The following is a 25,083-nucleotide window of genomic DNA, read 5'->3' on the forward strand; positions in this document are numbered from 1 at the left end:
CGGACCCGCTAAGTGTTCGCTATACCGAACAGTGTCAAGGCTTGGGGGCCCCGCGTACACGGGGTTTCGCTGCGCCGCGGCGCGGCCGAGGCGCGTCAGGCGGCCCGCGCGGGCCCTGGACGGTGGCAGAGCGAGAATGTTCTTCTCCGAAGCCCGGCGGCCGGCCACACATCCTTCCAAGAAACCGGAGCTTCCCGCGTGGATGCCATCGACCTGAAGATCCTGGCCCTGCTCCAGCAGGACGCGACGCTCTCGATCGCCCAGATCGGCGAGCGCGTCGGCTTGTCGCAGACGCCCTGCTGGAAGCGCATCCAGCGCCTGGAGGCGGACGGGGTGATCGATCGCCGCGTGGCGGTGCTCGACCCGGTCAAGCTCGGCCTCGGCCTCACGGTCTTCGTCTCGGTGGAGACGAGCGACCATTCCCGCGAGTGGCTCGACCGCTTCGCCTCGGCGGTGGCCGCCATGCCGGAGGTGCTCGAATTCTACCGGATGGCCGGGGACGTCGACTACATGCTGCGGGTCGTGGTGTCGGACATGCAGGCCTACGACGCCTTCTACAAGCGGCTGATCGGCTCGCTGCCGCTCAAGAACGTCACCTCGCGCTTCGCCATGGAGAAGGTGAAGAGCACGACGGCGCTGCCGCTCCCGACCGCGCCCTTCACGCCCGCGCTGGTCGCCGCGACCGGGGGGAAATAATTTTCTCCCGCGGTGCGGCGCGGCAGTGAGGTTGATCTCCGGCCGGCCCGTTCTCTAAAAAGAACATTCCCATTGACTCGGGGCCGCCCTGGCCACACATGGTGCGGGCATGTCTCGATCCGCCCTTCTCCCCCGCACGGCCCCGTTCGGCGATGCCGAGCGGGCCCATCTCGACGCCGCCCTGGGGGCGGCGACGCCGCTCCAGCGCGCGTGGCTCACCGGCTTCCTGGCCGGGCTCGACGCCGCCGCGGGCGCCCCCGCCGAGGCCCCGCAGCCCGCCGCGCCCCCGCGGGCGGCCGAGCCGCTGACGATCCTGTTCGCGAGCGAGTCGGGGAACTCGGAGAAGCTGGCGGGCGACGTCGCCAAGCTCGCCCGCAAGGCCGGCTTCAAGCCGAAGGTGGTCGATTTCGCCGATCTCGACGTCGCCGCCCTGCCGCGGGAGAAGCGGGTCGTCCTGATCGCCGCGACCTGGGGCGAGGGCGAGCCGCCCGCGCGCGCCGTGCGGGCCTACAACGAGATCATGGCGGAGGGCGCGCCGCGCCTCGACGGGGTCGAGTTCGGGGTCCTGGCGCTCGGCGACACCTCCTACGCGGAGTTCTGCGCGGTCGGGAAGCGCCTCGACGCGCGCTTCGAGGCGCTGGGCGGCCGGCGGGTGCTTCCGCGGGTCGATTGCGACCTCGACTTCGACAAGCCCGCCGCCGGCTGGATCAAGGACGCGCTCAGGGCCCTGGCCCCGGCCGAGCCCGCCGGCAACGTCGTGGCGGTGGATTTCGCCCGCGCGGCGCCCGGGGAGGCGCCGGAGGTCAGCCGCGAGCCGGTCACCGCCGAGGTGATCGAGCACGTCAACCTGAACTCCTCGCGCTCCGACAAGGAGACGGTCCACCTCGCGCTGGCCTTCGAGGACGGCGCGCCGGCCTACGAGCCGGGCGATTCCCTCGAACTCTACCCCGAGAACGACCCGGCCCTCGTCGAGGAGATCCTGAGGGCGGCGGGCCTGGAGGGCGACGACGCGCTGCGCCGGGCCCTGCTCGCGGAGCGCGACATCACCACGCTCTCGGCCGCCACGGTGGAGCGCTTCGTCAAGGCGACGGGCCACGCGGAGGCGCGCCGCCTCCTCGAGGCGAACGAGGTGCGGGCCTGGATCGAGGGCCGCCACCTGATCGACCTGCTCGAGACCTACCCGGCCAAGCTCTCGGCCGAGGGCCTCGCCGAGATCACCCGGCCGCTGCCGCCGCGGGCCTACTCGATCGCCTCCTCGCGCAAGGAGGTGGGGGACGAGGCCCACCTGACGATCGCGGCGGTGCGCTACACCAGCCACGGCCGCGCCCGGACGGGCGTCGCCTCGGTGCACGTCGCCGACCGCATCCGCACCGGCGCCAAGCTGAAGGTGCGCGTGAAGCCCAACAGGCATTTCCGCCTGCCGGCCGACCCGGCGACGGACATCATCATGGTGGGGCCGGGCACGGGCGTCGCGCCGTTCCGGGCCTTCGTCCAGGAGCGCCGCGCCACCGCGGCGCCGGGCCGCAACTGGCTGTTCTTCGGCGACCGCCGCTTCACCCACGACTTCCTGTACCAGCTCGAATGGCAGGACGCCCTGGAGGACGGCTCGCTCCACCGCATCGACGTCGCCTTCTCGCGCGACCAGCCCGAGAAGATCTACGTGCAGGACCGGCTCTACGCCCAGCGCCGCGAGGTGGTGGAGTGGCTGGAGAACGGCGCCCACTTCTACGTCTGCGGCGACGCCAAGGCGATGGCCAAGGACGTGCGGGCCGCCCTGGTGCGGGCCTACGCGGAGGTGAGGGCCCTGTCGCCCGAGGCGGCGGAGGCGGCCGTGGCCGCCCTGGAGAAGGCCAAGCGCTACCAGCAGGACGTTTACTGATGCGGACGGCCCGGGATGCCGCCGCATCGGGCCGTTGAGCCTCTCGAAGGGTCGACACGAGCCGGCCGCTCGACGACAAATGGCTCGGCGACCATTCGAGAACGGACCCGGCGGTCATGAGACGTGACCGCTGGCACGACACCCTGTTTCCCACGACGATCGCGGCATCCCCTCTCCCGCCCGAGAGGGGTTTCGCGTCTGGCACGGATCGCCGCCATGGACGACACCAAGACCGCCTCCCCCGCCCCCGCGCGGGCCTACGAGACGCCGCCGGCCGAGCGGCCGATCACCGACGCGGAGGCGGCCCGCGCCGCCGCCCTGTCGGCGAACGAGCACATCAAGATCGCGAGCGGCTACCTCCGCGGCACCCTGGCGGACGGGCTCCTCAAGCACGCGACCGGCGCCATCTCGGAGGATGACGGTCAGCTCGTGAAGTTCCACGGCATGTACCTGCAGGACGACCGCGACCTGCGGCCCGAGCGGACCAGGAAGAAGCTGGAGAAGGCCTATTCCTTCATGATCCGCCTGCGCATCGCGGGCGGGGTGGTGTCGCCCAGGCAGTGGCTCGCCCTCGACGACATTGCCCGCACCTACGCCAACGGCACCCTGCGGGCGACGACGCGCCAGACCTTCCAGTACCACGGCGTGATCAAGTCGAACCTGAAGCGCACCCTGCAGGCGATCGACGCGGTGCTGCTCGACACGATCGCGGCCTGCGGCGACGTCAACCGCAACGTGATGGCGGCCACGAACCCGGCCCAGACCGGCGCCCACGCGGCCGCCTACCGGCTCGCCAAGGACATCTCCGACTCGCTCCTGCCCAAGACCAACGCCTGGCGCGAGATCTGGCTCGACGGCGAGCGCGTGGCGGGCGGCGAGGACGAGGCGGCGGAGCCGGTCTACGGCCGGACCTACCTGCCGCGGAAGTTCAAGACCGTGGTGGCGGTGCCGCCCTCCAACGAGGTCGACGTGTTCGCCCACGACCTCGGCTTCATCGCCATCCTGGACAAGAAGAACGCGCTCAAGGGCTGGAACGTGACGGTGGGCGGCGGCATGGGCATGACCCACGGCGAGCCCGACACCTTCCCGCGCACCGCCGACCTGCTGGGCTTCTGCGAGCCCGCCGACGCCCTCAAGGTGGCCGAGGCGGTCATGACCGTCCAGCGCGACTGGGGCAACCGCAAGTCCCGCAAGAACGCCCGCCTCAAGTACACGATCGAGCGCTACGGCCTCGCGGCCTTCCGGGCCGAGGTCGAGCGGCGGGTCGGCAAGCCCCTGCGGGAGCCGAAGCCGTTCCAGTTCACCGGCAACGGCGACCGCTACGGCTGGGTCGAGGGCGAGGACGGGCGCCACCACCTCACCCTCTACGTGCCGTCCGGCCGCATCAGGGACGTCGAGGGCGGGCCGCGCTACCTCTCGGGCCTGCGCCGCATCGCGGAGATCCACGAGGGCGATTTCCGGCTCACCGGCAACCAGAACGTCATCGTGGCGAACGTGCCGGCGGGGGCGCGCGCCGAGATCGACCGGCTGGTCGCGGAATACGGCCTCACCATCGGGGCGGGCGCCCTGCGCCGCAACAGCCTCGCCTGCGTGGCGCTGCCGACCTGCGGGCTCGCCCTCGCCGAGAGCGAGCGCTTCATGCCGGACCTGCTCACCCGCCTGGAGGAGCGCCTCGCGGCGCACGGCCTCCGGGACGAGGACATCACCGTCCGGATGACCGGCTGCCCGAACGGCTGCGCGCGGCCCTTCATCGCCGAGATCGGCTTCGTCGGCCGCGGCCCCGAGCGCTACAACGTCTATCTCGGGGCGGCCTTCGACGGCTCGCGCCTGTCCAAGCTCTACGCCGACGACGTGGCGGCGGCGGACATCCCGGCCCTGCTCGACCCGCTCTTCGCGGCCTACGCGCGGGAGCGCATCCCGGGCGAGCGCTTCGGCGACTTCGTGATCCGCGCCGGCTACGTCGCGAGGACGGTCAACGGCCCGGATTTCCACGACCGGACCGGGCCGCTCCGGGCGGTGGCCTGAGCCGCGCTCGCCGAGGCCGTCACCGGCGCGCTGGGCGAGGCTGCGGAACCGCGAATCCGAGGGGAATGGTCCTGGGCCATTCCGCCTCGGAAGGCGCTCCGCGGCCTATCCGCCGTGGGCGTAGGCCCAGTAGAGGTCCCGCGCCCGCTGGTAGATCGGGCCGGGCTCCAATTCCCGCCCGTCGATCCCCGTCACCGGCATCACCTTCGAGAAGTTGCCGGTCGAGAAGATCTCGTCCGCCGCGGCGAAATCCGCGTGCGTGAGGGTGGTCTCGGCCACCGTCACGCCGGCCTCGCGCAGCAGGCCGATGACGCGGTTGCGGGTGACGCCCGCCAGGTAGGTGCCGTTCGCCGCCGGCGTGGCGACGACGCCGTCCCGCACCAGGAAGGCGTTGGCATTGGCGAATTCCGCGATGTTGCCGAGCGCGTCGCGCACCAGGCAATTGCCGAAGCCGCGGCTCTGGGCCTCCGCCAGCGCCCGCGCGCCGTTCGGGTAGAGGCAGCCGGCCTTGGCCTCGACCGGCGCCGTCTCGGCGGTCGGCCGGCGGAAGGGCGAGAGCGTCACCGACAGCCGCCCCGGCACCGGCATCGGCGCCTCGTAGAGGCACAGACACCAGTTGGTGGATTCCGGATCGAAGCGCACGCCGCCCGCGAAGCCGCTCTCCGCCCAGTACATCGGCCGGATGTAGAGGGGCGTGCGCGCGTCGAACCGGGCCAAGCCCTCGCGCACCAGGTCGCGCCAGGTCTCGACGGCGACGACCGGCTTCAGGCCCATGGCGGTCGCGGAGCGGTTGACCCGGGCGAGGTGCAGGTCGAGGTCGGGGGTCACCCCCTCGAAGGAGCGGGCGCCGTCGAACACGGTGGAGCCGAGCCACGCGCCGTGCGTGCGCGGGCCCATCATCCGGACATTGCCCGGATGCCACTGATCCTCGAAGAAGGTCCAGGTTGTCTCGGACACAGTCGTCTCCGTCATCGGCGCCCCGCGGCGCGTGGTGCGAGCCCGCCATCAGACCCGCGCAGGACGGGGCGGTCCAGACCGGCCCGCGCGCCGCCGCGGCATGGCTCCGTTGCGTCAGGCGCCGATCGAGACCGGGGCCGGGATCCCGCCGCCGGTGAGCTTGCGCTTCAGGAAGGCCGCCCCCCTGATCGCGACCCCGACCAGCTTCGGCTGCACCCGGCGGCAGAAGGCCACCTTCTTGACGTAGGAATCCACCTGCCAGTGCGCGATCGCCCCCTTGGGCAGGAACAGCACGTCGCCCGCGACGTAGCGCCGGGGCGGGTTGTCGGCGTCGCCGATGATGGCGGAGCCTTCGAGGAAGTAGAGCGTCTCGTCGATATCGTAGTGCCAGACGAACTCGCCCGCCGTGCAGTCCCAGAGCAGGGTGCTCGCCATGCCGTCCGCGCTGCGCGACAGGAGGGCGTTGCGGGCTTCCGGCGTTCCCGACCGGACCCAGTGGGGATTGATCGGGGCGGACTTGAGCGCGACGTCGGTGGGGCAGTAGACGATCGGCGGCAGCGACATGATCTTGAACCTCCTCTGCGGTTCCGGGCGCTTTCCGGCGTTGCGCGCAGGGCGGGCGCTCTCCGGGGAAGAGGCCGGCCCGCGATGCACCGTTCGGTTCCTTCGACACCGAACAGTGACATGACGCCGTTGAAGAACCCTGAATCCGATCCGCGGAAAATGCCGGATCGCCGCCATTGTTTCTAAGGAATGTCTGGCCGCAATCTCGCCCTCCACTTTCTCCGAGGACAATGAGGAGGTGGGCGACACTTCGGAGGATTAAGATTAATGGCGCTCGATCCGCGGCTTCGCCGCTATCTCGAGGTGATCGCCTTCGTGGGGGGGCGGGCGACGACGCTCGAAGGCCGGCGCGCGAGCCTGGAGGGGCTCGGCCGGCTGGCCGGGGCGCCGGTCCCGGTCGCCGCGGTCGAGGATCTCGACCTCGCCGGCCCGGCCGGGTCCCTGGCCGCCCGGCTCTATCGGCCCGTGGAGGCGACCGGGGCGGTCCTGCTCTACTTCCACGGCGGCGGCTTCGTCGGCGGCAGCCTCGATGCCCATGACGGGATCGCCCGGCGCCTCGCGGCGGCGAGCGGCTGCGCCCTCCTCGCCACCACCTACCGGCTCGCGCCCGAGCATCCGTTCCCGGCGGCCTGCGAGGATGCGCTCGCGGCGCTCGCGGCGCTGCCCGGCCTCGCGGCGGCCCGCGGCCTCGACGCGACGCGCCTCGCGGTCGGGGGGGATTCGGCCGGGGCCAACCTCGCGGCGGGCCTGTGCCAGGCGGCGCGCGCGGGCGGGCCCGCCATCGCCCTGCAACTCCTGCTCTGCCCCGTCCTGGACGCGGCCGGGGAGGGGGAATCCTACCGCCTCTACGGGGAGGGCCACGGTCTCGACCGGGCGACGCTGGCGCACGACATCGCCGCCTACGCGGCGGGCGCCGATCCGGCCGATCCGCGCCTCTCGCCCCTGCGGGCCCCGTCCCTGGCCGGGCTGCCGCCGGCGCACATCCACACGGCGGAATGCGACATGGTCCGGGACGACGGCGCCGCCTACGCGGCCCGCCTCGCGCGGGCGGGCATCCCCGTGCGGCACACCTGCCACCCCGGCATGATCCACCACTTCTACGGGATGGCCGGCATCCTGCCGGAGGCGGGCCGCGCCCTCGACGCGATCGGCGCCGCCCTGCGCGCGGCCCTCGCCGAGGGCGGACCGGCGCGGGCGCCGGCTCCCTGAGCCCATCGGCGCCCCGGCCCGGTCGATCGGTCCCGGATCGCTGGCGCCGAGCCTTGAGGCTCGGCGCACGCGGCATCGTCCGCCGATCCGCCGCGAATCCCGGCCGCTCCGGGCCGGAACCGGACGGGGCCGGCCGCGACGGCCGGGTTCAGGCCTTCCGGCGGCGGCGCGACGCCGAGGTCACGACCGAGTCCGGCGCGGCGCGCAGGGCGGCCGCCGGGCGGCGCTTGAGGCCGAGGCCGATGCTCTTGGCCAGTTCGGAGCGCTGCGCCGCGTAGTTCGCCGCCACCATCGGGTAGTCCGGCGGCAGGTTCCACTTGCGGCGGTACTGCTCGGGCGTCAGGCCGCGCGTCGCGAGGTGACGCTTCAGCGACTTGTACTGCCGGCCGTCCTCCAGGCTGATGATGTAGTCCGGCGTGACCGACTTGCGGATGGAGACGGGCGGCACGAGCTTCTCGGGCTCGGCGGCCACGCCGTGGCGCAGACCGCGCAGGGCCGCGTGCACGGAACTCAGGAGTTCCGGCAGCGCCGTGGGCGGCACCGCGTTGCGCGTCACGTAGGCCGAGACGATGTCGCTCGCGAGCGCGACGTCGTTCCCGCCATCTCCAGTCTTCTCCGCCGTCATCAGGCTGTCCTCTGCTCGTTCGTCCCGGCGCCGACCCGCGGCGCCTCATACCTTCGACCTAGTCCGACCCGCGAAGGCCCGGCTGCGGCCGAAGCCGATCGGATTAGTTCAAGGTCAGTCACCCAAATGGGTGATGACGGAGACATGTCAATCGCCTCTGCTGGCAACGTGGTGAATGGAGGCAGATTTGAGCGATTTCGGTCCCGTGCCGCCCTGGGCCCGTCGGCGGATGCAGCGCGTTCACGAGCGCAATCCCAAGGGCAAGATCGCCCGCTGGATCGCATTCGCGGGGCCCCAGCGGACGCAACATCTGTCGGAGGGGCGCGAATCCGGCGGTTCGGCCCTTCAGGCGAGCAACGTCATCGCGTTCGCGACCCGCGTGACCGATGCCGGCACCAGCAACGCTGCGGCATGAGCCCGCGCCGCGCGGGGCAGGAAGGTCCGCTTCACGCGAAGAGGCGGGCCGGCGCCCCGCGCCGGCCCGCCTCGGGCATGATCCGGGTCCTCGTGGGAGGAGTCTCTCGGGGAGGAGTCTCTTGGGGAGGAGTCTCTTGGAAGGTCAGTGCGCCTCGCGCAGGGCCACGGCGTTCGGCGTCAGGCCGAAGCGCTCCGCGAGGTGCCAGCGCAGCTCGCGCGACGAGTGGTAGCCGTAGCTCCTGTCGATGAGGTGACTCACGTCGACCGGTCCGTTGCCGTCATGGACGCGGCTGATCTGGTCGACATGGAACGTGACGCCGTCGTTAAAGACGGTGGGGGCGCCGCAGCGCCGCGTATACTCGAATATCATGATGTCTTTTCTTGTCTCATTGCAGCGCTCGTGAGCGAGCGCCTGTGACGTCCTGGTGGGCGCCGGAACTGTTCGACGCCGGGGCGGCGCACCGCCCGCGGACGGGCCGGGCGGCCCGCCGCTTGGGAGGCGGGCCGTCGAGCGGCCCGCCGGGAACGCGTCCCTCAGGCGGCCTGAAGGTTGGCGGCGGCGACCTTCCCGCTGCGCTTGTCGGTCTGCAGCTCGTAGGAGACTTTCTGCCCCTCGGCGAGTCCGCGCAGGCCGGCCCGCTCCACGGCGGAGATGTGGACGAACACGTCCTTGCCCCCGTCATCCGGCTGGATGAAGCCGTAGCCCTTCTGGTCGTTGAACCACTTGACAGTTCCGGTATTCACTAACGTCGTCCTCGTCTCGTGCAGGAATCCCCGACCGAAGCGGCCTGACGGGCTGTTCGGCGCGACGGCGTCTGCGGTGGGGAGAGCGATGGGCCGACCGGCCCGGCTTGCATCAGGCGCAAGTCGTCGGCCCGATTCGCTGAACCCCATGTAGGGAGCGTATGGGGCCGGAACAAGGCCGCGCGGCGCGGCGCGGGACGCGCCGAGCGGCTCACGGATTGGTGCGCCCGCGCTGGTTGGGGTCGATGCCGCCCTGGGGCGTGACGTCGTTGGCGACGTCGCCCTCGAAGGTGTTGTCGCCTTCGAGCTCCTCCGGATCGGCGCCGGCCCGGGTCATGCCCTTGCTGGTGCCGATGCCGGGATTGCCCTTGAGGTCCGCATCGGTGGGGGTGGTGGTCTTCGGCTGCTTCGAACTCATGCGCCTGCCTTCGTGAGGCCCCGCGGGGCGTGGGCCCCTCGCGGAGGGGGCCCTCGCGGGGCGGATCCTGGCTCAACGATCGAGGGCCTGCTCCAGTTCGCCCCGGCTCATGCGGGACCGGCCCGGGATGTTGCGGCGCTTCGCCTCCGCGTAGAGCTCGGCGCGGCTCGCCCGCGCCCGGGCCGCCCGCTCCTCGCGGCGGGTGCGGCGGAAGCTGGCGCGGTTCGCCTCCGGGCTCTGCTGGTTGGAGGCGCCGGCCTCGCGCAGCGCGATCGCGATGGCCTGCTTCGGGTCGGTCACGGGCCGGCCGCCGTTCTGGGCGAGGTCGCCCTCCTTGAACGCGTGCATCACCCGTTCGATCGTCTGCTTCTGCGCGGGCGTGGTGCGGGCCATGGGGGCCTCCCTCTGCGGCGGCGGGCGGAGCCCGCGCGGGCCTCTCCGGCGGGGGCTCCGCCCCGACAACGCGGGGAGGCGGCCCGCCGTTTCGCCCGTGCGCGCGGTTCAGGCCAGCTCCGCGACCTTGCCTGTCGCTTCCGTGCCGCACTCCCCATATAGAACGGGTGCGCTGACACTCGGATCGTTCATGGCGGGTATCTCGGTTTCCCTCGAAGGCTCCAACATCCAGCTCTCGTTCCAGAAGGACGATCAGGCCACCGCGGTGATCATGGATGCGCGGGCGGCCCGCGCGCTGGTGCGCGCGGTCGGTCAGCTCCTGACCGCGATCGACGAGGGCGAGGAGGGGGATGCGGCCAGCGAGATGAGCGAGGAGGACGTCGCGATGCTGGACGTCACCTCGCCGGTGATCGAGGTGGGGACGGACGAGAGCGGCCAGGCGGTGGTGGCCCTGCAGGCCGGCGCGCTGCCGCCCTTCCAGCTGCGCCTCACGGACGAGGAGGCCCGCCACGTGGCGACGAGCCTCACCGAGATCCTGAACGCGCCGCGCGACGTACGCACGTCGCATGGCGGCCACTGATCCCGGCGCTCATGTCTGATGACCGCCGGTTCGGTTCTCGAATTGGCGCCAAGCTAGCTCTCGCGCCAAGCTATCTTTCGCGCCAAGCTAGCTCCCGCACCAAGCCATCTTTCGCGCCAAGCCATAGGCTTGGTGTCGACAATCCGGGAGGGCCAACGGCCCGATGCGTCTGCATCCCGGGCCGTTGACCTGAGGCGTCAGAAGCGCGTCCCGGGATCGGTCGGGGCGCCCGGCAGGTAGTCGGGCTCGGAGCCGGGTCCCCTGGGGTCGCTCACGCCGGGATCGTTGACCGGGTACGGGCTGCGCGGCCCGGTCGGGCCGGTATCGGGCAGCTCGTCCGGGGGACGCGGCGGCACGTCGGTCGGCGGCGTTCCGCCGGGATTGGGCAGACCGGGATTGGCCATGGGCGGGCCTCCTGTCTCGCGTGTCGGGGAACAACCGAGGGCTGTCCGGGCGGTTCCGGCGCGGTGTCGGGTGCGGCGGTCGGGAACCGGGGTGGGGGCCAAACGGCCGCAGGCCGGAACTGCCTGCCCCTGCGTCGGTTGCCCCGCCGAACCCCTCAACCCGCGGAGACGCAGCATGCCCGATATCCGGCAGGCGAAGATCCTCATCATGGCGACGGACGGTTTCGAGCAGTCCGAACTGGAAGTGCCGAAGGCCAAGCTGAGCGAGGCCGGCGCGCAGGTCACCGTGGCGGCGCCGAAGTCGCGCCAGACCCCCGAGGCGATCCGGGGCTGGGACATGAAGGATTGGGGCCGCCCGGTGAAGGTCGACGCCGACATCGAGAGCGTGGACCCGGCCGGATTCGACGCCCTGGTCCTGCCCGGCGGACAGATCAACCCCGACAAGCTCCGGCTCGAGCCGAAGGCGCTGGAGATCCTGCGCGCCTTCCTGGCGAGCGGGAAGGTGGTGGCCGCGATCTGCCACGCGCCCTGGCTCCTCGTGGAGGTCGGCGCCGCCAAGGGCCGCCGGATGACCTCCTACGCGTCGATCAAGACCGACGTCGTCAATGCCGGGGCCGAGTGGCTCGACCAGGCGGTGGTGACCGACAAGGGCATCATCACCAGCCGCAATCCCGGCGACCTCGGCGCCTTCTCGGCGAAGATCATCGAGGAGGTCAAGGAGGGCCGCCACGACCGCGCGGCCGCCTGAGCGCGGGAGCCCGCAGCCCCCGGCGGGATCCGGAGGCTCCCGAGGCCGGCGGTCGTCGCGGATCACCGCCGGTCCATGCCGGACCGCCCCGCGCGGTCCCGTCCCGGCGCAGGAGGCCGGGATCCGCGGGCGCGGGCGGTCGCCGCGCGCCCGCCGCCCGGGTTCAGGCGTCGCAATCCTCGGCCTCGACCAGGATCTCGCGCTTGCCGGCGTGGTTGGCGGGGCCGACGATGCCCTCCTTCTCCATCCGCTCCATCAGCGAGGCCGCCCGGTTGTAGCCGATCTGCAGCCGACGCTGGATGTAGCTCGTCGACGCCTTCTTGTCCCGCAGCACCACCGCCACCGCCTGCTCGTAGACGTCGCCGCCCGGCTCCCCGAAGGAGCCCTGATCGAAGACGGCGCCGTCGCCCTCGGAACCGCCCTCCTCGCCCTCCTCCGCGGTGATCGCGTCGAGGTAGGCGGGGCGGCCCTGGCGCTTGAGGTGAGCGACCACCGCTTCGACCTCGTCGTCCGACACGAACGGGCCGTGCACCCGCGTCGTGCGCCCGCCCCCGGCCATGAACAGCATGTCGCCCTGGCCCAGCAGCTGCTCGGCCCCCATCTCGCCCAGGATCGTGCGCGAGTCGATCTTGCTCGTCACCTGGAAGCTGATCCGGGTCGGGAAGTTCGCCTTGATCGTCCCCGTGATCACGTCCACCGACGGGCGCTGCGTGGCCATGATCAGGTGGATCCCCGCCGCCCGCGCCATCTGCGCCAGCCGCTGGATCGCCCCCTCGATGTCCTTGCCGGCCACCATCATCAGGTCGGCCATCTCGTCCACGATCACCACGATGTAGGGAAGCGCCCCGAGGTCCATCACCTCGTCCTCGTACACCGCCTCCCCGGTCTCCCGGTCGAAGCCGGTCTGCACCGTCCGGGTGATCACCTCGCCCCGCTCGCGCGCCTCCGCCACCCGCGCGTTGAACCCGTCGATGTTGCGCACACCGAGCTTCGACATCTTCTTGTAGCGCTCCTCCATCTCGCGCACCGCCCATTTCAGGGCGATCACCGCCTTCTTGGGGTCGGTCACCACGGGCGAGAGCAGGTGGGGGATGCCGTCGTAGACGGAGAGTTCGAGCATCTTGGGATCGACCATGATCAGGCGGCACTCCTCGGGCTTCATGCGGTAGAGGAGGGAGAGGATCATGGTGTTGATGGCCACCGACTTGCCCGAGCCGGTGGTGCCGGCGACGAGCAGGTGGGGCATGCGGGCGAGGTCGGCGATGATCGCCTCGCCGCCGATGTTCTTGCCCAGGCAGAGGGCGAGCTTCTGCTTGGTCTCGGCGAAGGCGGGGCTGCTGAGGATCTCGCGCAGGTAGACGGTCTCGCGCTTGGCGTTGGGGAGCTCGATGCCGATGGCGTTGCGGCCCTGGACGACGGCGACGCGGGCGGAGACCGCCGACATCGAGCGGGCGATGTCGTCGGCGAGCGAGATCACCCGCGACGACTTGGTGCCCGGCGCCGGTTCGAGCTCGTAGAGGGTGACGACGGGGCCGGGCCGCACGGCCAGGATCTCGCCGCGCACCCCGAAATCCTCCAGCGTCGATTCGAGCAGGGTGGCGTTCTGCTCCAGCGCGTCCGTCGAGACCGCGGCGCTCGGGGCGGGGCTGCGCGGCTCGGCGAGGAGCGCCATGGCCGGCATCTCGTAGCTGCCCGGCTCCGCCTGGGGCGGGGGCGGCGCCCGGCGGCCGGCGAGGGGCGCCGGGGGCGGGGCGACGCGGGTGCGGGGCGCCGCCTCGGGCGCCGGCGCGCGCGGCGGGGCGGGCGCCGGCCGGGGGTCGTCGAAGGTGGGCTCGCGCCGGCCGGGCGCCGCCGGGGACTCGTCCCACAGGGCCTCGTCGCCCTCCGCGAAGGCGCGCCGGGCCGCGAGGGCCGGGGAGGCCTCGTCCGCCTCGTCCACCACCGCGCCCGAGCGCGCCGCGCGCCACGTGCCGACCTGCCGGGCCACGTGATCGCGGGCGCCCAGGACCAGCTGCGCCAGCGCGTCGAGGCTGGCGACCCCGAAGCCCACGCCCTCCTCCTCGGCCGGGCGCCGCCCGGCCGGGCGGCGGCCCGCGACCCGCGTGGGTGGGGGCAGGTCGAGGTCGAGATCCTCCTCGGCATCGCCCTCGGAGAGGTTGCAGGCGGCCGTGACGCAGATCACCGCCGCCGCCGCGAAGCCGAAGCCCGCGACCGCCCCGAGCGGGCCCAGCACCGCCTTGGCGGCGACCAGCAGCCCGTCCCCGGCGACGCCGCCGAGGCCGCTCGGCAGCGGCCAGCGGGCGGTCGGCGGCAGGGCGCTCGCCACCGCGCTCGCCGCGCCCGCCCCGGCCAGCCAGAGGCCGAGCCGGGCCCGCAGGCGGCCGAGCCGGTGCGTGCGCAGCAAGTGCACGCCCCACACCGCCAGCGGCAGCGCGAGGGCGAGGGAGCCGAACCCGATCAGCTGCATGCCGAGGTCGGAGACGATGGCGCCGACCAAACCCAGGAGGTTGCGGGCCGGGCGGCTCGTGGCGTGGTTGAGGCTCGGGTCGTCGATCGACCAGGTTGCCAGGGCGAGCACGAAGGCGACCGCGCCGAGCAGGAGCGAGAGCCCCGCCAGCTCGGTCACGCGCCGCTTCAGGAAGGAGCGGAGCGTGTCGACGAGTGCATCGTAGGGCGATGCCGAGCGGCGAAGCGAACGCATGCGGGAGCGATACCGGGTACGCGGGACCTGCCCGATCCTAGGTTCGCGGGCCTTAATGCGCGTTTAAGGCTAATGGATCGCCGACAATGCCCGTATCGGCCGCGCATCGCCGCGGGGGCGAGGGCCGAACATCGGTCCAGCCGCCCGACCGATCGCGACAGATCGGGGTCCGCGCGCGGCGATTCCATGACAACATTGCGGCGACCCGCAACCGGGTCGCGGGCGAGCCGCAGCCGGGCCGCGGGCGAGCGACGGCGGGCCGCCGCCGATCCGGGGCGGCCCCTCAACGAGGCGAGCCCCGGCCCGTGAGGACCGGGGCTCGCGCCGCCGTGAGGGACCGCCCGTTCCGGGCGGCGCCCGATCTCAGTAATTGTAGGCGCGCTCGCCGTGATCGGCGAGATCGAGGCCCTCGCGCTCCTCCTCCTGGGTGACGCGCAGGCCGACGATCAGGTCCACGACCTTGTAGAGGATCGCCGAGCCGATGCCCGACCACAGGATGGTGAAGCCGACCGCCTTGGCCTGGGACAGGAAGGCGGGACCGAACTCGTAGGCCGCCGCGACCATCTCGCCGGGCTTGGTGGCGTAGTCGGGCGCCCCGGTGCCGCCGAGGGCCGGGTTGACCAGGATGCCGGTCGCGAGGGCGCCGATGATCCCGCCGATGCAGTGCACGCCGAACACGTCGAGGCTGTCGTCGTAGCCGATGGCGTTCTTCACCGCCGAGCACATCACGAAGCAGGCGGCGCCCGCCACGAGGCCGAGGACGATCGAGCCCATCGGGCCGGCGAAGCCGCAGGCCGGGGTGACGGCGACGAGGCCGGCCACCGCGCCCGACAGCATGCCGAGCAGCGAGGGCTTGCCCTTGGCCGCCCACTCGACGAAGAGCCAGGACAGGCCCGCCGCGCAGGTGGCCACGAAGGTGTTGAGCATCGCGAGCGCCGCGCTGCCGTTGGCCTCCAGGTTCGAGCCGGCGTTGAAGCCGAACCAGCCCACCCACAGGAGCGAGGCGCCGATCATGGTCATGGTCAGCGAGTGCGGGGCGAGGAGGTCGCGGCCGTAGCCGATGCGCTTGCCGATCAGCAGGCAGCCGACGAGGCCCGCGATGCCGGCATTGATGTGCACCACGGTGCCGCCCGCGAAGTCGAGGGCGCCCCACTTGAAGAGCATGCCCGCATCGGCGTTGGCGGCGTCGAGGGCGTCCTGCGCGGCCTTCTTGGCGGTCTCGTCGGTCGCCGCGGCGAGCGCCTTGGCGGCGTTGCCGACCGCGTCCGGGCCCGCCCAGTACCAGACCATATGCGCCATCGGGAAGTAGATGAAGGTCACCCACAGCGTAATGAACAGCATCAGGGCCGAGAACTTCATCCGCTCCGCGAAGGCGCCGACGATCAGCGCCGGGGTGATCATCGCGAACGTCATCTGGAAGCAGATGTAGACGTATTCGGGGATGTAGACCCCGTTCGAGAAGGTGGCCGCGGTGGCGTTCGCGTCGACACCCTTCAGGAACGCCTTGGAGAAGCCGCCCACGAAGTCGTTGAGGCCGCCGCCGTTGGTGAAGGACAGGCTGTAGCCGTAGAACACCCAGAGGATGCCGACGAGGCTGACGATGGCGAAGACCTGGGTGAGCAGCGACAGCATGTTCTTGGTGCGGACGAGGCCGCCGTAGAACAGGGCGAGGCCCGGCACCGACATCAGCAGCACCATGGCGGAGGACACGAGCATCCAGGCGGTGTCGCCCTTGTTGGGCACCGGCGCGGCGGCCGCGGCCGGCGCGGCCTCGGGGGCCGGCGTCTGCGCCAGCGACGGCTCCACCAGGAGAAGCGCCAGGGCGGCGCCTCCCAGGCCGAGAGCCAAGAGGTTGCGAAGCTTCATGGAAACGGAACTCCCGATCGGTCTCGTCACAAGCGGGTCAGAGCGCGTCCGCGTCGGTCTCGCCGGTGCGGATGCGGACCGCCTTCTCGAGCGGCAGCACGAAGATCTTGCCGTCGCCGATCTGACCGGTCCGGGCCGCGGCCGCGATCGTGTCGACGACGCTGGCGACGAGGTCGGCCGCCACCGCCACCTCGATCTTCAGCTTGGGGAGGAAGCTCACCGCGTACTCGGCCCCGCGGTAGATCTCCGTATGGCCCTTCTGCCGCCCGTAGCCCTTGACTTCGGTCACGGTCAGGCCGTGCACGCCGATGCTGGTGAGGGCGTCGCGGACCTCCTCCAGCTTGAACGGCTTGATGATGGCCATGACGATCTTCATGGGTCGTGCCCCCTTTCCGATTGGCGCCCGGTCCGCCCCGTGAGGATCCGGACGGACGCGTGAGCGGGGAGCACTGAGGTCGCTGCGCTCCCGTTCGCGGCCCGGCGTATCAAGGAACGTGCCAGCGTCGGCACCGGGCCTTACGGACAAGCTGCCCGGTTCCTGAGCCGATTGCGGAGATTGAAGCCGATCGGGCCGGCAGGACTGAACAAAATATAAGCAATTGCAAATCGATTAAGCAAAAGCGGGCCGGGGCGGCGCGCCGGCCCGGCCTCCTACGACATCCGATTGCTTGCTTCGCCATGCGGATGTCGGCCTCGCTCAGGCGCCGCGCGGGCTTGGCATCCGTTTTCCGGAAGTGATCTTCCGGAAAACGGATCAGGCCTCCTCGCGGACCGGGCGGATCATGCCCTCCTGGGCCACGGAGGCGACCAGGGTGCCGTCGCGGGTGAAGATCAGCCCGCGGGCGAAGCCGCAGGCGCCCGAGGCGCTCGGGCTGTCCTGGGCGTAGAGCAGCCACTCGTCGGCGCGGAACGGCCGGTGGAACCACAGCGCGTGGTCGAGGCTCGCGGGCTGGATCGTGCGCTCGAAGACGGTCCGCCCGTGGGCGACGAGCGAGGTGTCGAGCAGCGTCATGTCGGAGGCGTAGGCGAGCACGCTCTGGTGCACGGCCGGGTCGTCGGGCAGCGGGCCGGTGGCGCGGATCCAGACGTGGAAGCGCGGCGCGCGCGGGGCGGGCGCGGCGTAGCGCTCGAACTCGACGGGCCGCAGCTCGATCGGGCGCTCGCGCTCGAAATAGGCCCGGACCGGATCGGGCATGCCCGGCATGATCGTGGCCTTCAGGCTGCTCTCGTCGCCGAGGGCCTCGGGCATGGGCACGTCCGGCATCGGCAGCTGGTGGTCGAAGCCCGGCTCCTCCAGGTGGAAGGAGGCCGACATCGAGAAGATCGGGCGGCCGTGCTGGATCGCGTTGACGCGCCGCGTGGTGAAGCTGCGCCCGTCGCGGATGCGGTCGACCTCGTAGATGATCGGCACGCGCGGGTCGCCGCCGAGCAGGAAATAGGCGTGGAGCGAGTGGGGCCGGCGCTCGGCCGGCACCGTGCGGGTCGCCGCCACGAGGGCCTGCCCGATCACCTGACCGCCGAAGACGCGCTGCCAGCGGTCCTTGGGCGAGCGGCCGCGAAACAGGTTCTGCTCCAGCTGCTCCAGATCGAGGAGGGCGAGGAGGTCGTCGACCGCACGCGTCATCGGCTTGTCCGCTCGGGCTCGTCCGTTCGGCCGCCCGGGGGCGGGGAGGGGCGATCTGGCGCGGGGTCGCGCGGCCCGTCAAGCGGCGGCGCCGCGCCCGGCATGCTATGGGGGGCGGCGCAGGGAGGGCGGCATGGCGGAACGGGCTCGGCCTCATCGGGAGATCGTCGTCGCGGGGGGCGGGCTGCCCGGCCTGTCCCTGGCGCTCGGCCTGCGGCGCGCCCTCGGCGAGGCGGTGCGGATCACGGTCTGCGACCCGGCCTTCGCGCGGGCCGCCGATCCGCGCGCCAAGCCGGACCTGCGCGCCTACGCGGTGGCGGCGGGCGGGCGGCGGATGCTGGCCCGGCTCGGCGTCTGGGAGGCGGTGGCGGCGGGCGCGCAGCCGATCCGCGAGATGGTCATCACCGACAGCCGCCTGTCCGACCCGGTGCGGCCGGCCTTCCTGACCTTCGCGGGCGAGGTGGAGGAGGGCGAGCCCTTCGCGCACATGGTGGAGGGCGCCGCCCTCCTGGAAGCCCTGCGGCGGGCCACGGAGGCGGCCGGCGCGGTGCTCGACCCGAACCCGGTCGCGGCGGCCGTGCCGGAGCGCGACGCGATCACGGCCCGCCTCGCGGACGGGCGCGCCCTGCGCGCGAGCCTCGTCGTGGCGGCGGACGGGGCGCGCTCGCGCCTGCGGGAGGCGGCGGGGATCAGCTGGATCGGCTGGTCCTACCCGCAATCGGGCATCGTCGCGACGGTCTCGCACGAGCGCGACCACGAGGGCCGGGCGATCGAGCACTTCCTGCCCTCCGGCCCCTTCGCGGTGCTGCCGCTGTCGCCGGGCGGGTCCCTCGGCCACCGCTCCTCGATCGTCTGGACCGAGCGGCAGGCCGACGTGCCGGCGCTGCTCGGCGGCGGGCCCGAGGAGGCCCTGGCGGAGGTCGAGCGCCGCTTCGGCCTGACCCTGGGCCGGATCGCCCTCGAGACCGGCCTGCGCGCCTACCCGCTCGCCTTCGGGATGGCCCGGCGCTTCCACGCCCCGCGCCTCGCGCTCCTGGGCGACGCCGCCCACCTGATCCACCCGATCGCCGGCCAGGGCCTCAATCTCGGCCTCAAGAGCGCGGCGGCGCTGGCCGAGGTGCTCGCCGACGCGATGCGGCTCGGCCTCGATCCGGGCGGGCCCGAGGTGCTGGATTCCTACGAGCGCAGCCGCCGGGCCGACACGCTCGCCATGGGGGCGGCGACGGACGGGCTTAACCGCCTGTTCTCGAACGACGCCCTGCCGGTCCGCCTCGCGCGGGACCTCGGCCTCGGGCTGGTGGACCGGCTGCCCGCGCTCAAGCGCCTGTTCATCCGGGAGGCGGCGGGCCTGCGCGGCGCACAGCCGCGGCTGATGCGCGGCGAGGCGCTCTGAAATCAGCGGTCATCCGGGATCCGCTTGATCGAAGCGGATCCCGGATCACACGCCTGCGCGGCGCCTGAGCGAAGCCCAAATCCGCCATCCCGCAGGGATCAAGCGGATCACCAGCCCGCGCGGCGCCTGAGCGAAGCCCACATCCGCCATCCCGAAGGGATCAAGCGGATCACCAGCCCGCGCGGCGCCTGAGCGAAGCCCACATCCGCCATCCCGAAGGGATCAAGCGGATTTGGTATCATGAGACATGACCGCTGGTTCCGTTCTCGGATCGTCGCCAAGCCTCTGAGTGGCCAAGCCTCTGAGTCGCCAAGCCTTTGATGTCGACAATCCGGGATGGCCGGGCCGCCGTCCCGACGGGATCGGGCGGATCCGGCAGCGGGCGGGGCGCGCCGGGTCGCTTCCGGGCTCCCGCCGCGATCCCGCGCCCTAGCGCGGCAGCTCCGCCAGCCGCGCCACCAGCGCGGGCGCGTGCAGGGCCGCCATCCGCTCCTTCGGGGTGAGCCAGGACGCCGCCTCGCCGACGCTCACGGCCTCGCCGAGCTTCGCCTCGGCCAGCACCCGCTCGGCCTCGATCGCGCCGCGGCGCCGCGATGCCGGGGGCGGCAGCATGGCGAGGTGGGCCTCCCGCAGGGCCGGCTCGGCGTGGAGTGCCCAGAGCGCGTCGGCCTCGTCGAAGCCGCGGGCGGCGTTCTCGGCCTCGATCGCCCGGGCCCGCACGGCGATCGGCGGCGGCGCGCGCTCCTCGGGCGTCATCAGCAGGCCGCGCCGCTTGAGGGCGAGGCCCCAGGCCAGCTGGCCGCTCGCCCAGGAGAGCGGGATCGCCAGCACGAGGCCGAGGATCGTCGGCGACATCCACAGGAACAGCGAGGTCGCGATCGCGAAGGCGGCCGCCCCCGAGACGAGGCCCAGCAGCGTGTGCCAGCGGTGGCGCCGGACGATGTCGCGCAGCGGGATCGAGCCATCGTCGCGGCGCTGCGGGTTCCAGCCGGTGTCGCGCCCGAGCAGGATCTGCAGCACCGAGCCCGACTGGATCAGCATCGCGATCGGCGCGATCAGGGCCGAGAGCAGGGTCTCGATCAGCGCCGACAGAATGAGGCGCGGCGCCCCCCCGCAGGCCCGCCGCACCGTCGCGTCGAGGAGCGCCAGGATCAGGCCGAACAGCTTCGGCGCCAGCAGGATGCCCATGGTCAGCCCGAAGAGCTGGAGCGCGCGCACCGGGTCGAAGCGCGGCCAGACCGGGTAGAGCCGGAACTCGCTCGGGAAATATTCCGGGCGGATATAGGCGGTCTGCAGGGCGAGCGCGATGCCGACCACGAGCTGCGCCGCCCAGAGCGGCGAGGCGACGTAGCCCGCGATGCCGGTCGCGAAGTGCTGGCGGGAGGCGAGCTTCAGCCCCGCCGCCGCGATGATGCGGGAATGCTGCAGGTTCCCCTGCGCCCAGCGCCGGTCGCGGACGGCGATGTCGATCAGCGAGGGCGGGCTCTCCTCGTAGGAGCCGGCGAGGTCGGGGAGCATGGACACGCTCCAGCCGCCGCGCCGGATCAGCGCCGCCTCGACGAAGTCGTGGCTGAGCACGTGGCCGCCGAAGGGCGGCCGGCCCGGCAGGTCCGGCAGCCCGCACTGCTCCGCGAAGGCCCGGGTGCGGATGATGGCGTTGTGGCCCCAGTAATTGCCGTCCCGCCCCGACCACAGGGCGAGGCCCGTGGCGATGACCGGCCCGTAGATCCGGGCCGCGAATTGCTGCACGCGGGCGAACAGGGTGTTGCGGTTGATGATGAGCGGCAGCGACTGGACGATGCCGGCATCCGGATCCGCCTCCATGGCGGCGGCGAGCCGCACCACGCATTCGCCGCTCATCAGGCTGTCGGCGTCGAGCACCAGCATGTGGTCGTAGTGCCCGCCCCAGCGGGTGACGAAGTCGGCGATGTTGCCGGCCTTGCGGTGGTGGTTCTTCGGCCGGTGGCGGTAGTACAGGCGCGCCCCGGCCCCGAGCCGCTCGCGCAGGGCGAGGAAGGCCCGCTCCTCGGCGATCCAGGCATCGGCCTGGGTCGAATCCGACAGGATCCAGTAGTCGAAGCGCGCGCCCTCGCCGGTGGCCTCGATCGACTCGCGCATCGCCTCGATCGCCGCGAAGGTGCGGGCGGTGGCCTCGTTGTAGACCGGCATCACGACGGCGGTGCGGCGCGTCAGGGGCCCGCGCGGCGCGGCCGCGGGGCGGCGGCGCAGCAGCGCCCCGAAGCCGAGCAGCGCCGAGGTGAAGGCGAGGGCGATCCAGGAGAAGTTGAGCGTGAACAGCAGCAGCAGGAGCAGCTGCAGGACGGTGGCGCTGCCCGCCACCGTCACGACCTCGTACATCTCGTAGGCGCCGTAGGCGGTGAGCAGGGCCGCCGCCCCGAACACGAACAGCCGCGCGGCCCTCGGGCTCGGATGCGCCGCGCCGCGATGGGCCGCGAGGGGGGACCAGCGGCGCAGGTCCTGCACCGGCATGGCGAGGGGCGCCTCGGGCGGCACCGCCGGTGCGCCGGAGGCGCGCGGCATCACGGGGTCCAACGAAACAGCCATGTCTCACTGACGGGTTGGTCGCCGTTCTTGACGACGAGGCGCATCTCGCAGGCGGTCTCGCCGCCCGGGTCCAGTTCGAAGACGGCGCGCACCGTCTTGCGCTCGGGATAGAGGTAGAGGAGGGGGCGGAATTGCGGGTCGCGCTTCACCGGCGGCGCGTCGGGCTTGGGCTGCACGATCGTCCCCGGCGAGGCCGTGACCGCGAGCTTCAGGGATTCGGGCCTCACCTCCGGGGCGAAGAGCGCGTCGCCCGCGAAGTCGACGAGGAAGAGGCGGCGCTTGCCCGAACTGCCCTTGCCGATCCGCGTGCCGGTGCAGCGCGCCAGGGGCGGCGCCCCCGGCACGTCCCAGCACCAGTATTGCCGGAAGGTGAAAGCGGTCTCCCTGGCGATCGGCTCCTTGGGCCGCCAATAGGCCAGGATGTTCTCGTTGACCTCGGACTCGCTCGGGATCTCGATGAGCTGGACCGCGCCCGGGCCCCAGCCGCGCTGCTCCTGGCCGGGCTGCCAGGTGCCGAAGGGCTCGATCCACAGGCTCGGGCGGCGCTCCCAGTGCTGCACGTCGTCCTGGTAATCCGCGTAGTCGCGGTGGCGCTGCACGAGGCCGAAGCCCTTCGGGTCCTGGTCGAGGAAGGAGGAGATCTGCAGCGTCTCGGGGTTCTGCACGGGCCGCCAGAGCGCCTCGCCCCCGCCGTTGCGGATCTGCAGGCCGCCGATCTCGTGGGCGGCGGGGCGGGCGTCGTCGGTGTTGCGGTGGTCGGCCGGGCCGAACAGGTAGGCGCCCGTCATGCCGCCGAGCCCGACATGGTCGAGGCTGGTGCGCGGGCACAGGGTCGCCTCGATGTCCACGATGGTGGCGTCGCCCGGGCGCAGCGTCATGCGCAGGGCCGCGGCGGCGGAGTCGGAATCGATCAGCGCGTGCATCACGATCTGGGTGCTGGCCGGGCCCGGCCGCTCCAGCCAGAAGGCCCGGAAGAGCGGGAATTCCTCGCCCCGCGCCTCGGCCGGGCGCAGGGTGAGGGCGCGCGCGGTGATGCCGTAGCTCTGGCCCGCGGCGAGGGCCCGGAAGAACGAGGCGCCCTGGAAGATCGCGCAATCGGCGGGCGGCCCGCCCCCGAAGCTCCCGTAGAGGCGGAAGCCCGAGAAGCCGAGGTCGCGGCCGGCCTCGGGCGGGGCGGTCTTGCGGAACTCGAACAGGTCGCGGTCGTAGGGGATGCGCCGGACGATCCCGTCCTCGACCGTGTGCAGGCTGACCGGGTTCGTGAACAGGTAGCCCCGGTGCAGGGGCTCGACCACGAAGCCGCGGCCCTCCCCGCGCCAGATCAGGAGTTCGGGCTTCGGCCGGATCGCGATGTACTGCTCGTAGGTGAGCTTGCCGAAGGCGTCCGGCAGGGCGGAGGGCGGGGCCGCGTAGGGCTTGGCCGCCAGCGCCCGGGCCAGGGCCACCACCGCGGCCGGGTCGAAGCGCTCGCCGTCCCCGAGCGCCGGCGGCGCGGGCGGATCCTCCGCGCGGGCGCCCGTCGGCGCGAGGGCGCCGCCCGCCGCGAAGGCACCGGCGAGCGCCAGCACGGCGCGGCGGTCGAGGCCGGCCGCCGCGTCGCGGGCGGGGGCCTGGATCTCTCGCGCGTGGGTCGGCCGGGGCGAGGCGGGGCGTCGTCGCGTCATGCATCCGTTCCGGGGGTGGGCTCCCGCGCCGTTTACCACGACGGAGGCTGAACTGGACGTTAAGATTGTGCCGGGGCCGCTCCCGCCGGGCCCGGGCCTCGGCTTTGCCCGGGCGCGGGATCCGGCTAGATCGGGCGGAGCGCCACTCGACGATGAGCCCGATGACCTCGACCCCGACACCCGCGGGCGCCCGCTCGCTCCTCTGCGTCGTCCTCGCGGCCGGGAAGGGCACGCGCATGCGCTCCGACCTGCCGAAGGTGCTGCACCCGCTGGCCGGCCGGCCGATGCTCGCCCACGTGCTCGCCGCGGTGCGCGAGGCGGGGGCGACCGGCCTCGCGGTGGTGGCCGAGCCCGGCCGGGCGGACGTGGCGGCGGCGGTGGCGGCGGCGGCGCCGGGCGCGGAAGTCTTCCCTCAGGCCGAGCGCCTCGGCACCGCGCACGCGGTGCTGGCGGCCCGGGCCGCCCTGGAGGCGGGCCACGATGACGTGCTGGTGGCCTTCGGCGACACGCCGCTGATCCGGCCCGAGACCTACGCGCGCCTGCGCGCGCCCCTCGCCGAGGGGGCCGCCCTCGCCGTGCTGGCCTTCGAGGCCGCCGACCCGACCGGCTACGGGCGGGTGCTCACCGAGGGCGACCGGGTGGTGGCGATCCGCGAGGAGAAGGATGCGAGCCCCGAGGAGCGCCGGGTCCGCCTGAGCAATGCCGGGCTGATGGCGCTGTCGGGGCGGCTCGCCCTCGACCTCCTCGACCGGATCGGCAACGCCAACGCGGCCGGCGAGTACTACCTGCCGGACGCGGTGGCCCTCGCCGTGCGGGCGGGCGGGCGGGTCGCGGTCGTGCCGGTCGAGGAGGCCGAGGCGCAGGGCGTCAACGATCGGGTCCAGCTCGCCGCCGCCGAGGCGACCCTGCAGCAGCGGCTGCGGCGGGCCGCGATGCTGGGCGGCGCGACCCTGATCGCCCCCGAGACCGTCTTCCTCAGCCACGACACGCGGCTCGGCCGCGACGTGGTGGTGGAGCCGCACGTGGTGTTCGGGCCGGGCGTGAGCGTGGGCGACGGCTGCGTCATCCACGCCTTCTCGCACCTGGAGCAGGCGGTGTTGGAGCCGGGGGTGGTCATCGGCCCCTACGCCCGCCTGCGGCCCGGCGCCGTGCTGGCGACGGGGGCGCGCATCGGCAACTTCGTCGAGGTCAAGAACGCCGCGATCGGCGCGGGCGCCAAGGTCAACCACCTCTCCTACGTGGGCGATGCCGAGGTGGGGCCGCGGGCGAATCTCGGGGCCGGCACCATCACGTGCAACTACGACGGCCTGCGCAAGCACCGCACCGTGATCGGCGCGGGGGCCTTCGTCGGCTCGAACTCGGCGCTGGTGGCGCCGGTGGCGATCGGGGAGGGGGCCTATGTCGGGTCGGGCTCGGTGATCACCGACGACGTCCCGCCCGAGGCGCTGGCCCTCGGCCGCGGCCGGCAGGTGGTGAAGCCCGGCTGGGCCAAGGCCAAGGACAAGGACAGGGGCTGAGACGGCCGGGCCCGGGAGGGCCGCGGCCCGTCCGGGCCGGCCCACCGGGTCGGCGCGCCCGGTGGCGGAACCTGCCCGATGCCTGTACTCTCCT

The 25,083-nt window shown here is 72.8% G+C and carries 23 protein-coding genes; 9 read left to right on the top strand and 14 right to left on the bottom strand.

The window, feature by feature from the left end:
- The first annotated feature begins 198 nt into the window (after positions 1-198).
- The 3 genes from QA634_RS27615 to QA634_RS27625 all read left to right on the top strand — a co-directional run bounded on the left by QA634_RS27615 (position 199) and on the right by QA634_RS27625 (position 4,600).
- Positions 199-696: an Lrp/AsnC family transcriptional regulator gene (locus QA634_RS27615; RefSeq protein ID WP_012335183.1), complete on the top strand. Its 498-nt coding sequence runs from the start codon at positions 199-201 to the stop codon at positions 694-696.
- Between the two features lie 109 nt (positions 697-805).
- Positions 806-2,575 carry a diflavin oxidoreductase gene (locus QA634_RS27620; protein WP_012335184.1) on the top strand — a complete coding sequence of 590 codons (1,770 nt, stop codon included), beginning with the start codon at positions 806-808 and terminating at the stop codon, positions 2,573-2,575.
- 216 nt (positions 2,576-2,791) lie between these two features.
- Complete coding sequence (locus QA634_RS27625) at positions 2,792-4,600, top strand: NADPH-dependent assimilatory sulfite reductase hemoprotein subunit (protein ID WP_012335185.1); 1,809 nt, start codon at positions 2,792-2,794, stop codon at positions 4,598-4,600.
- A 105-nt stretch (positions 4,601-4,705) separates the two neighbouring features.
- Here QA634_RS27625 and QA634_RS27630 read toward each other — a convergent pair whose 3' ends face one another.
- Together QA634_RS27630 and QA634_RS27635 are read right to left on the bottom strand one after the other, a co-directional pair.
- Complete coding sequence (locus QA634_RS27630; RefSeq protein ID WP_012335186.1) at positions 4,706-5,572, bottom strand: branched-chain amino acid aminotransferase; 867 nt, start codon at positions 5,570-5,572, stop codon at positions 4,706-4,708.
- A gap of 99 nt (positions 5,573-5,671) precedes the next feature.
- Entirely contained in the window at positions 5,672-6,121 is a 450-nt protein-coding gene (locus QA634_RS27635) for a cupin domain-containing protein (RefSeq protein WP_012335187.1), read from the bottom strand.
- Positions 6,122-6,388: 267 nt separating this feature from the next.
- Between QA634_RS27635 and QA634_RS27640 the strand changes: the two genes are divergently transcribed.
- Entirely contained in the window at positions 6,389-7,330 is a 942-nt protein-coding gene (locus QA634_RS27640; protein ID WP_012335188.1) for an alpha/beta hydrolase, read from the top strand.
- A gap of 148 nt (positions 7,331-7,478) precedes the next feature.
- On the opposite strand, the gene QA634_RS27645 is transcribed toward QA634_RS27640, so the two are convergent.
- The gene (locus tag QA634_RS27645; RefSeq protein WP_012335189.1) at positions 7,479-7,955 is read right to left on the bottom strand and encodes a MucR family transcriptional regulator; all 477 of its coding nucleotides are present in this window, start codon (positions 7,953-7,955) and stop codon (positions 7,479-7,481) included.
- A gap of 187 nt (positions 7,956-8,142) precedes the next feature.
- Here QA634_RS27645 and QA634_RS27650 point away from each other — a divergent pair, with 187 nt between their 5' ends.
- A complete protein-coding gene (locus QA634_RS27650) occupies positions 8,143-8,370 on the top strand; it encodes a hypothetical protein (RefSeq protein ID WP_012335190.1) in 228 nt (75 codons plus the stop codon).
- A gap of 144 nt (positions 8,371-8,514) precedes the next feature.
- On the opposite strand, the gene QA634_RS27655 is transcribed toward QA634_RS27650, so the two are convergent.
- The 4 genes from QA634_RS27655 to QA634_RS27670 all read right to left on the bottom strand — a co-directional run bounded on the left by QA634_RS27655 (position 8,515) and on the right by QA634_RS27670 (position 9,927).
- On the bottom strand, positions 8,515-8,742 hold the full coding sequence (locus QA634_RS27655; protein WP_012335191.1) for a hypothetical protein: 228 nt from the start codon (positions 8,740-8,742) through the stop codon (positions 8,515-8,517).
- 164 nt (positions 8,743-8,906) lie between these two features.
- The gene (locus QA634_RS27660; RefSeq protein ID WP_012335192.1) at positions 8,907-9,116 is read right to left on the bottom strand and encodes a cold-shock protein; all 210 of its coding nucleotides are present in this window, start codon (positions 9,114-9,116) and stop codon (positions 8,907-8,909) included.
- A gap of 211 nt (positions 9,117-9,327) precedes the next feature.
- On the bottom strand, positions 9,328-9,534 hold the full coding sequence (locus QA634_RS27665) for a hypothetical protein (RefSeq protein ID WP_012335193.1): 207 nt from the start codon (positions 9,532-9,534) through the stop codon (positions 9,328-9,330).
- Between the two features lie 72 nt (positions 9,535-9,606).
- Positions 9,607-9,927, bottom strand: a complete 321-nt coding sequence (locus tag QA634_RS27670) for a DUF6496 domain-containing protein (protein ID WP_012335194.1) — start codon at positions 9,925-9,927, stop codon at positions 9,607-9,609.
- 190 nt (positions 9,928-10,117) lie between these two features.
- Between QA634_RS27670 and QA634_RS27675 the strand changes: the two genes are divergently transcribed.
- A complete protein-coding gene (locus tag QA634_RS27675) occupies positions 10,118-10,507 on the top strand; it encodes a hypothetical protein (protein WP_012335195.1) in 390 nt (129 codons plus the stop codon).
- A gap of 197 nt (positions 10,508-10,704) precedes the next feature.
- On the opposite strand, the gene QA634_RS27680 is transcribed toward QA634_RS27675, so the two are convergent.
- Entirely contained in the window at positions 10,705-10,911 is a 207-nt protein-coding gene (locus tag QA634_RS27680) for a hypothetical protein (RefSeq protein WP_012335196.1), read from the bottom strand.
- Between the two features lie 175 nt (positions 10,912-11,086).
- On the opposite strand from QA634_RS27680, the gene QA634_RS27685 reads away from it, so the two are divergent.
- Positions 11,087-11,659 carry a type 1 glutamine amidotransferase domain-containing protein gene (locus QA634_RS27685; RefSeq protein WP_012335197.1) on the top strand — a complete coding sequence of 191 codons (573 nt, stop codon included), beginning with the start codon at positions 11,087-11,089 and terminating at the stop codon, positions 11,657-11,659.
- 163 nt (positions 11,660-11,822) lie between these two features.
- Here the strand turns inward: QA634_RS27685 and QA634_RS27690 are convergent, their stop codons facing one another.
- The 4 genes from QA634_RS27690 to tesB all read right to left on the bottom strand — a co-directional run bounded on the left by QA634_RS27690 (position 11,823) and on the right by tesB (position 17,850).
- Positions 11,823-14,360 (bottom strand): FtsK/SpoIIIE family DNA translocase, encoded by a 2,538-nt coding sequence (locus tag QA634_RS27690; protein WP_012335198.1) that lies wholly within the window; start codon positions 14,358-14,360, stop codon positions 11,823-11,825.
- Positions 14,361-14,723: 363 nt separating this feature from the next.
- On the bottom strand, positions 14,724-16,226 hold the full coding sequence (locus QA634_RS27695; protein WP_012335199.1) for an ammonium transporter: 1,503 nt from the start codon (positions 16,224-16,226) through the stop codon (positions 14,724-14,726).
- Between the two features lie 37 nt (positions 16,227-16,263).
- Complete coding sequence (locus QA634_RS27700; protein ID WP_012335200.1) at positions 16,264-16,602, bottom strand: P-II family nitrogen regulator; 339 nt, start codon at positions 16,600-16,602, stop codon at positions 16,264-16,266.
- Positions 16,603-16,980: 378 nt separating this feature from the next.
- Positions 16,981-17,850 (bottom strand): acyl-CoA thioesterase II, encoded by an 870-nt coding sequence (tesB, locus tag QA634_RS27705; protein ID WP_012335201.1) that lies wholly within the window; start codon positions 17,848-17,850, stop codon positions 16,981-16,983.
- A gap of 133 nt (positions 17,851-17,983) precedes the next feature.
- Here tesB and QA634_RS27710 point away from each other — a divergent pair, with 133 nt between their 5' ends.
- Positions 17,984-19,243 (top strand): FAD-dependent monooxygenase, encoded by a 1,260-nt coding sequence (locus tag QA634_RS27710; protein WP_012335202.1) that lies wholly within the window; start codon positions 17,984-17,986, stop codon positions 19,241-19,243.
- A 429-nt stretch (positions 19,244-19,672) separates the two neighbouring features.
- Here the strand turns inward: QA634_RS27710 and mdoH are convergent, their stop codons facing one another.
- Entirely contained in the window at positions 19,673-21,784 is a 2,112-nt protein-coding gene (mdoH, locus tag QA634_RS27715; protein ID WP_012335203.1) for a glucans biosynthesis glucosyltransferase MdoH, read from the bottom strand.
- Positions 21,784-23,472 (bottom strand): glucan biosynthesis protein D, encoded by a 1,689-nt coding sequence (locus tag QA634_RS27720; protein WP_012335204.1) that lies wholly within the window; start codon positions 23,470-23,472, stop codon positions 21,784-21,786. Before QA634_RS27720 ends, mdoH begins: the two co-directional genes overlap by 1 nt.
- Before the next feature lie 161 nt (positions 23,473-23,633).
- Here QA634_RS27720 and glmU point away from each other — a divergent pair, with 161 nt between their 5' ends.
- Entirely contained in the window at positions 23,634-24,989 is a 1,356-nt protein-coding gene (glmU, locus tag QA634_RS27725) for a bifunctional UDP-N-acetylglucosamine diphosphorylase/glucosamine-1-phosphate N-acetyltransferase GlmU (RefSeq protein WP_012335205.1), read from the top strand.
- Positions 24,990-25,083 lie beyond the last annotated feature (94 nt).

The sequence above is a fragment of the Methylobacterium sp. CB376 genome (genome assembly GCF_029714205.1).
GTDB lineage: Bacteria > Pseudomonadota > Alphaproteobacteria > Rhizobiales > Beijerinckiaceae > Methylobacterium.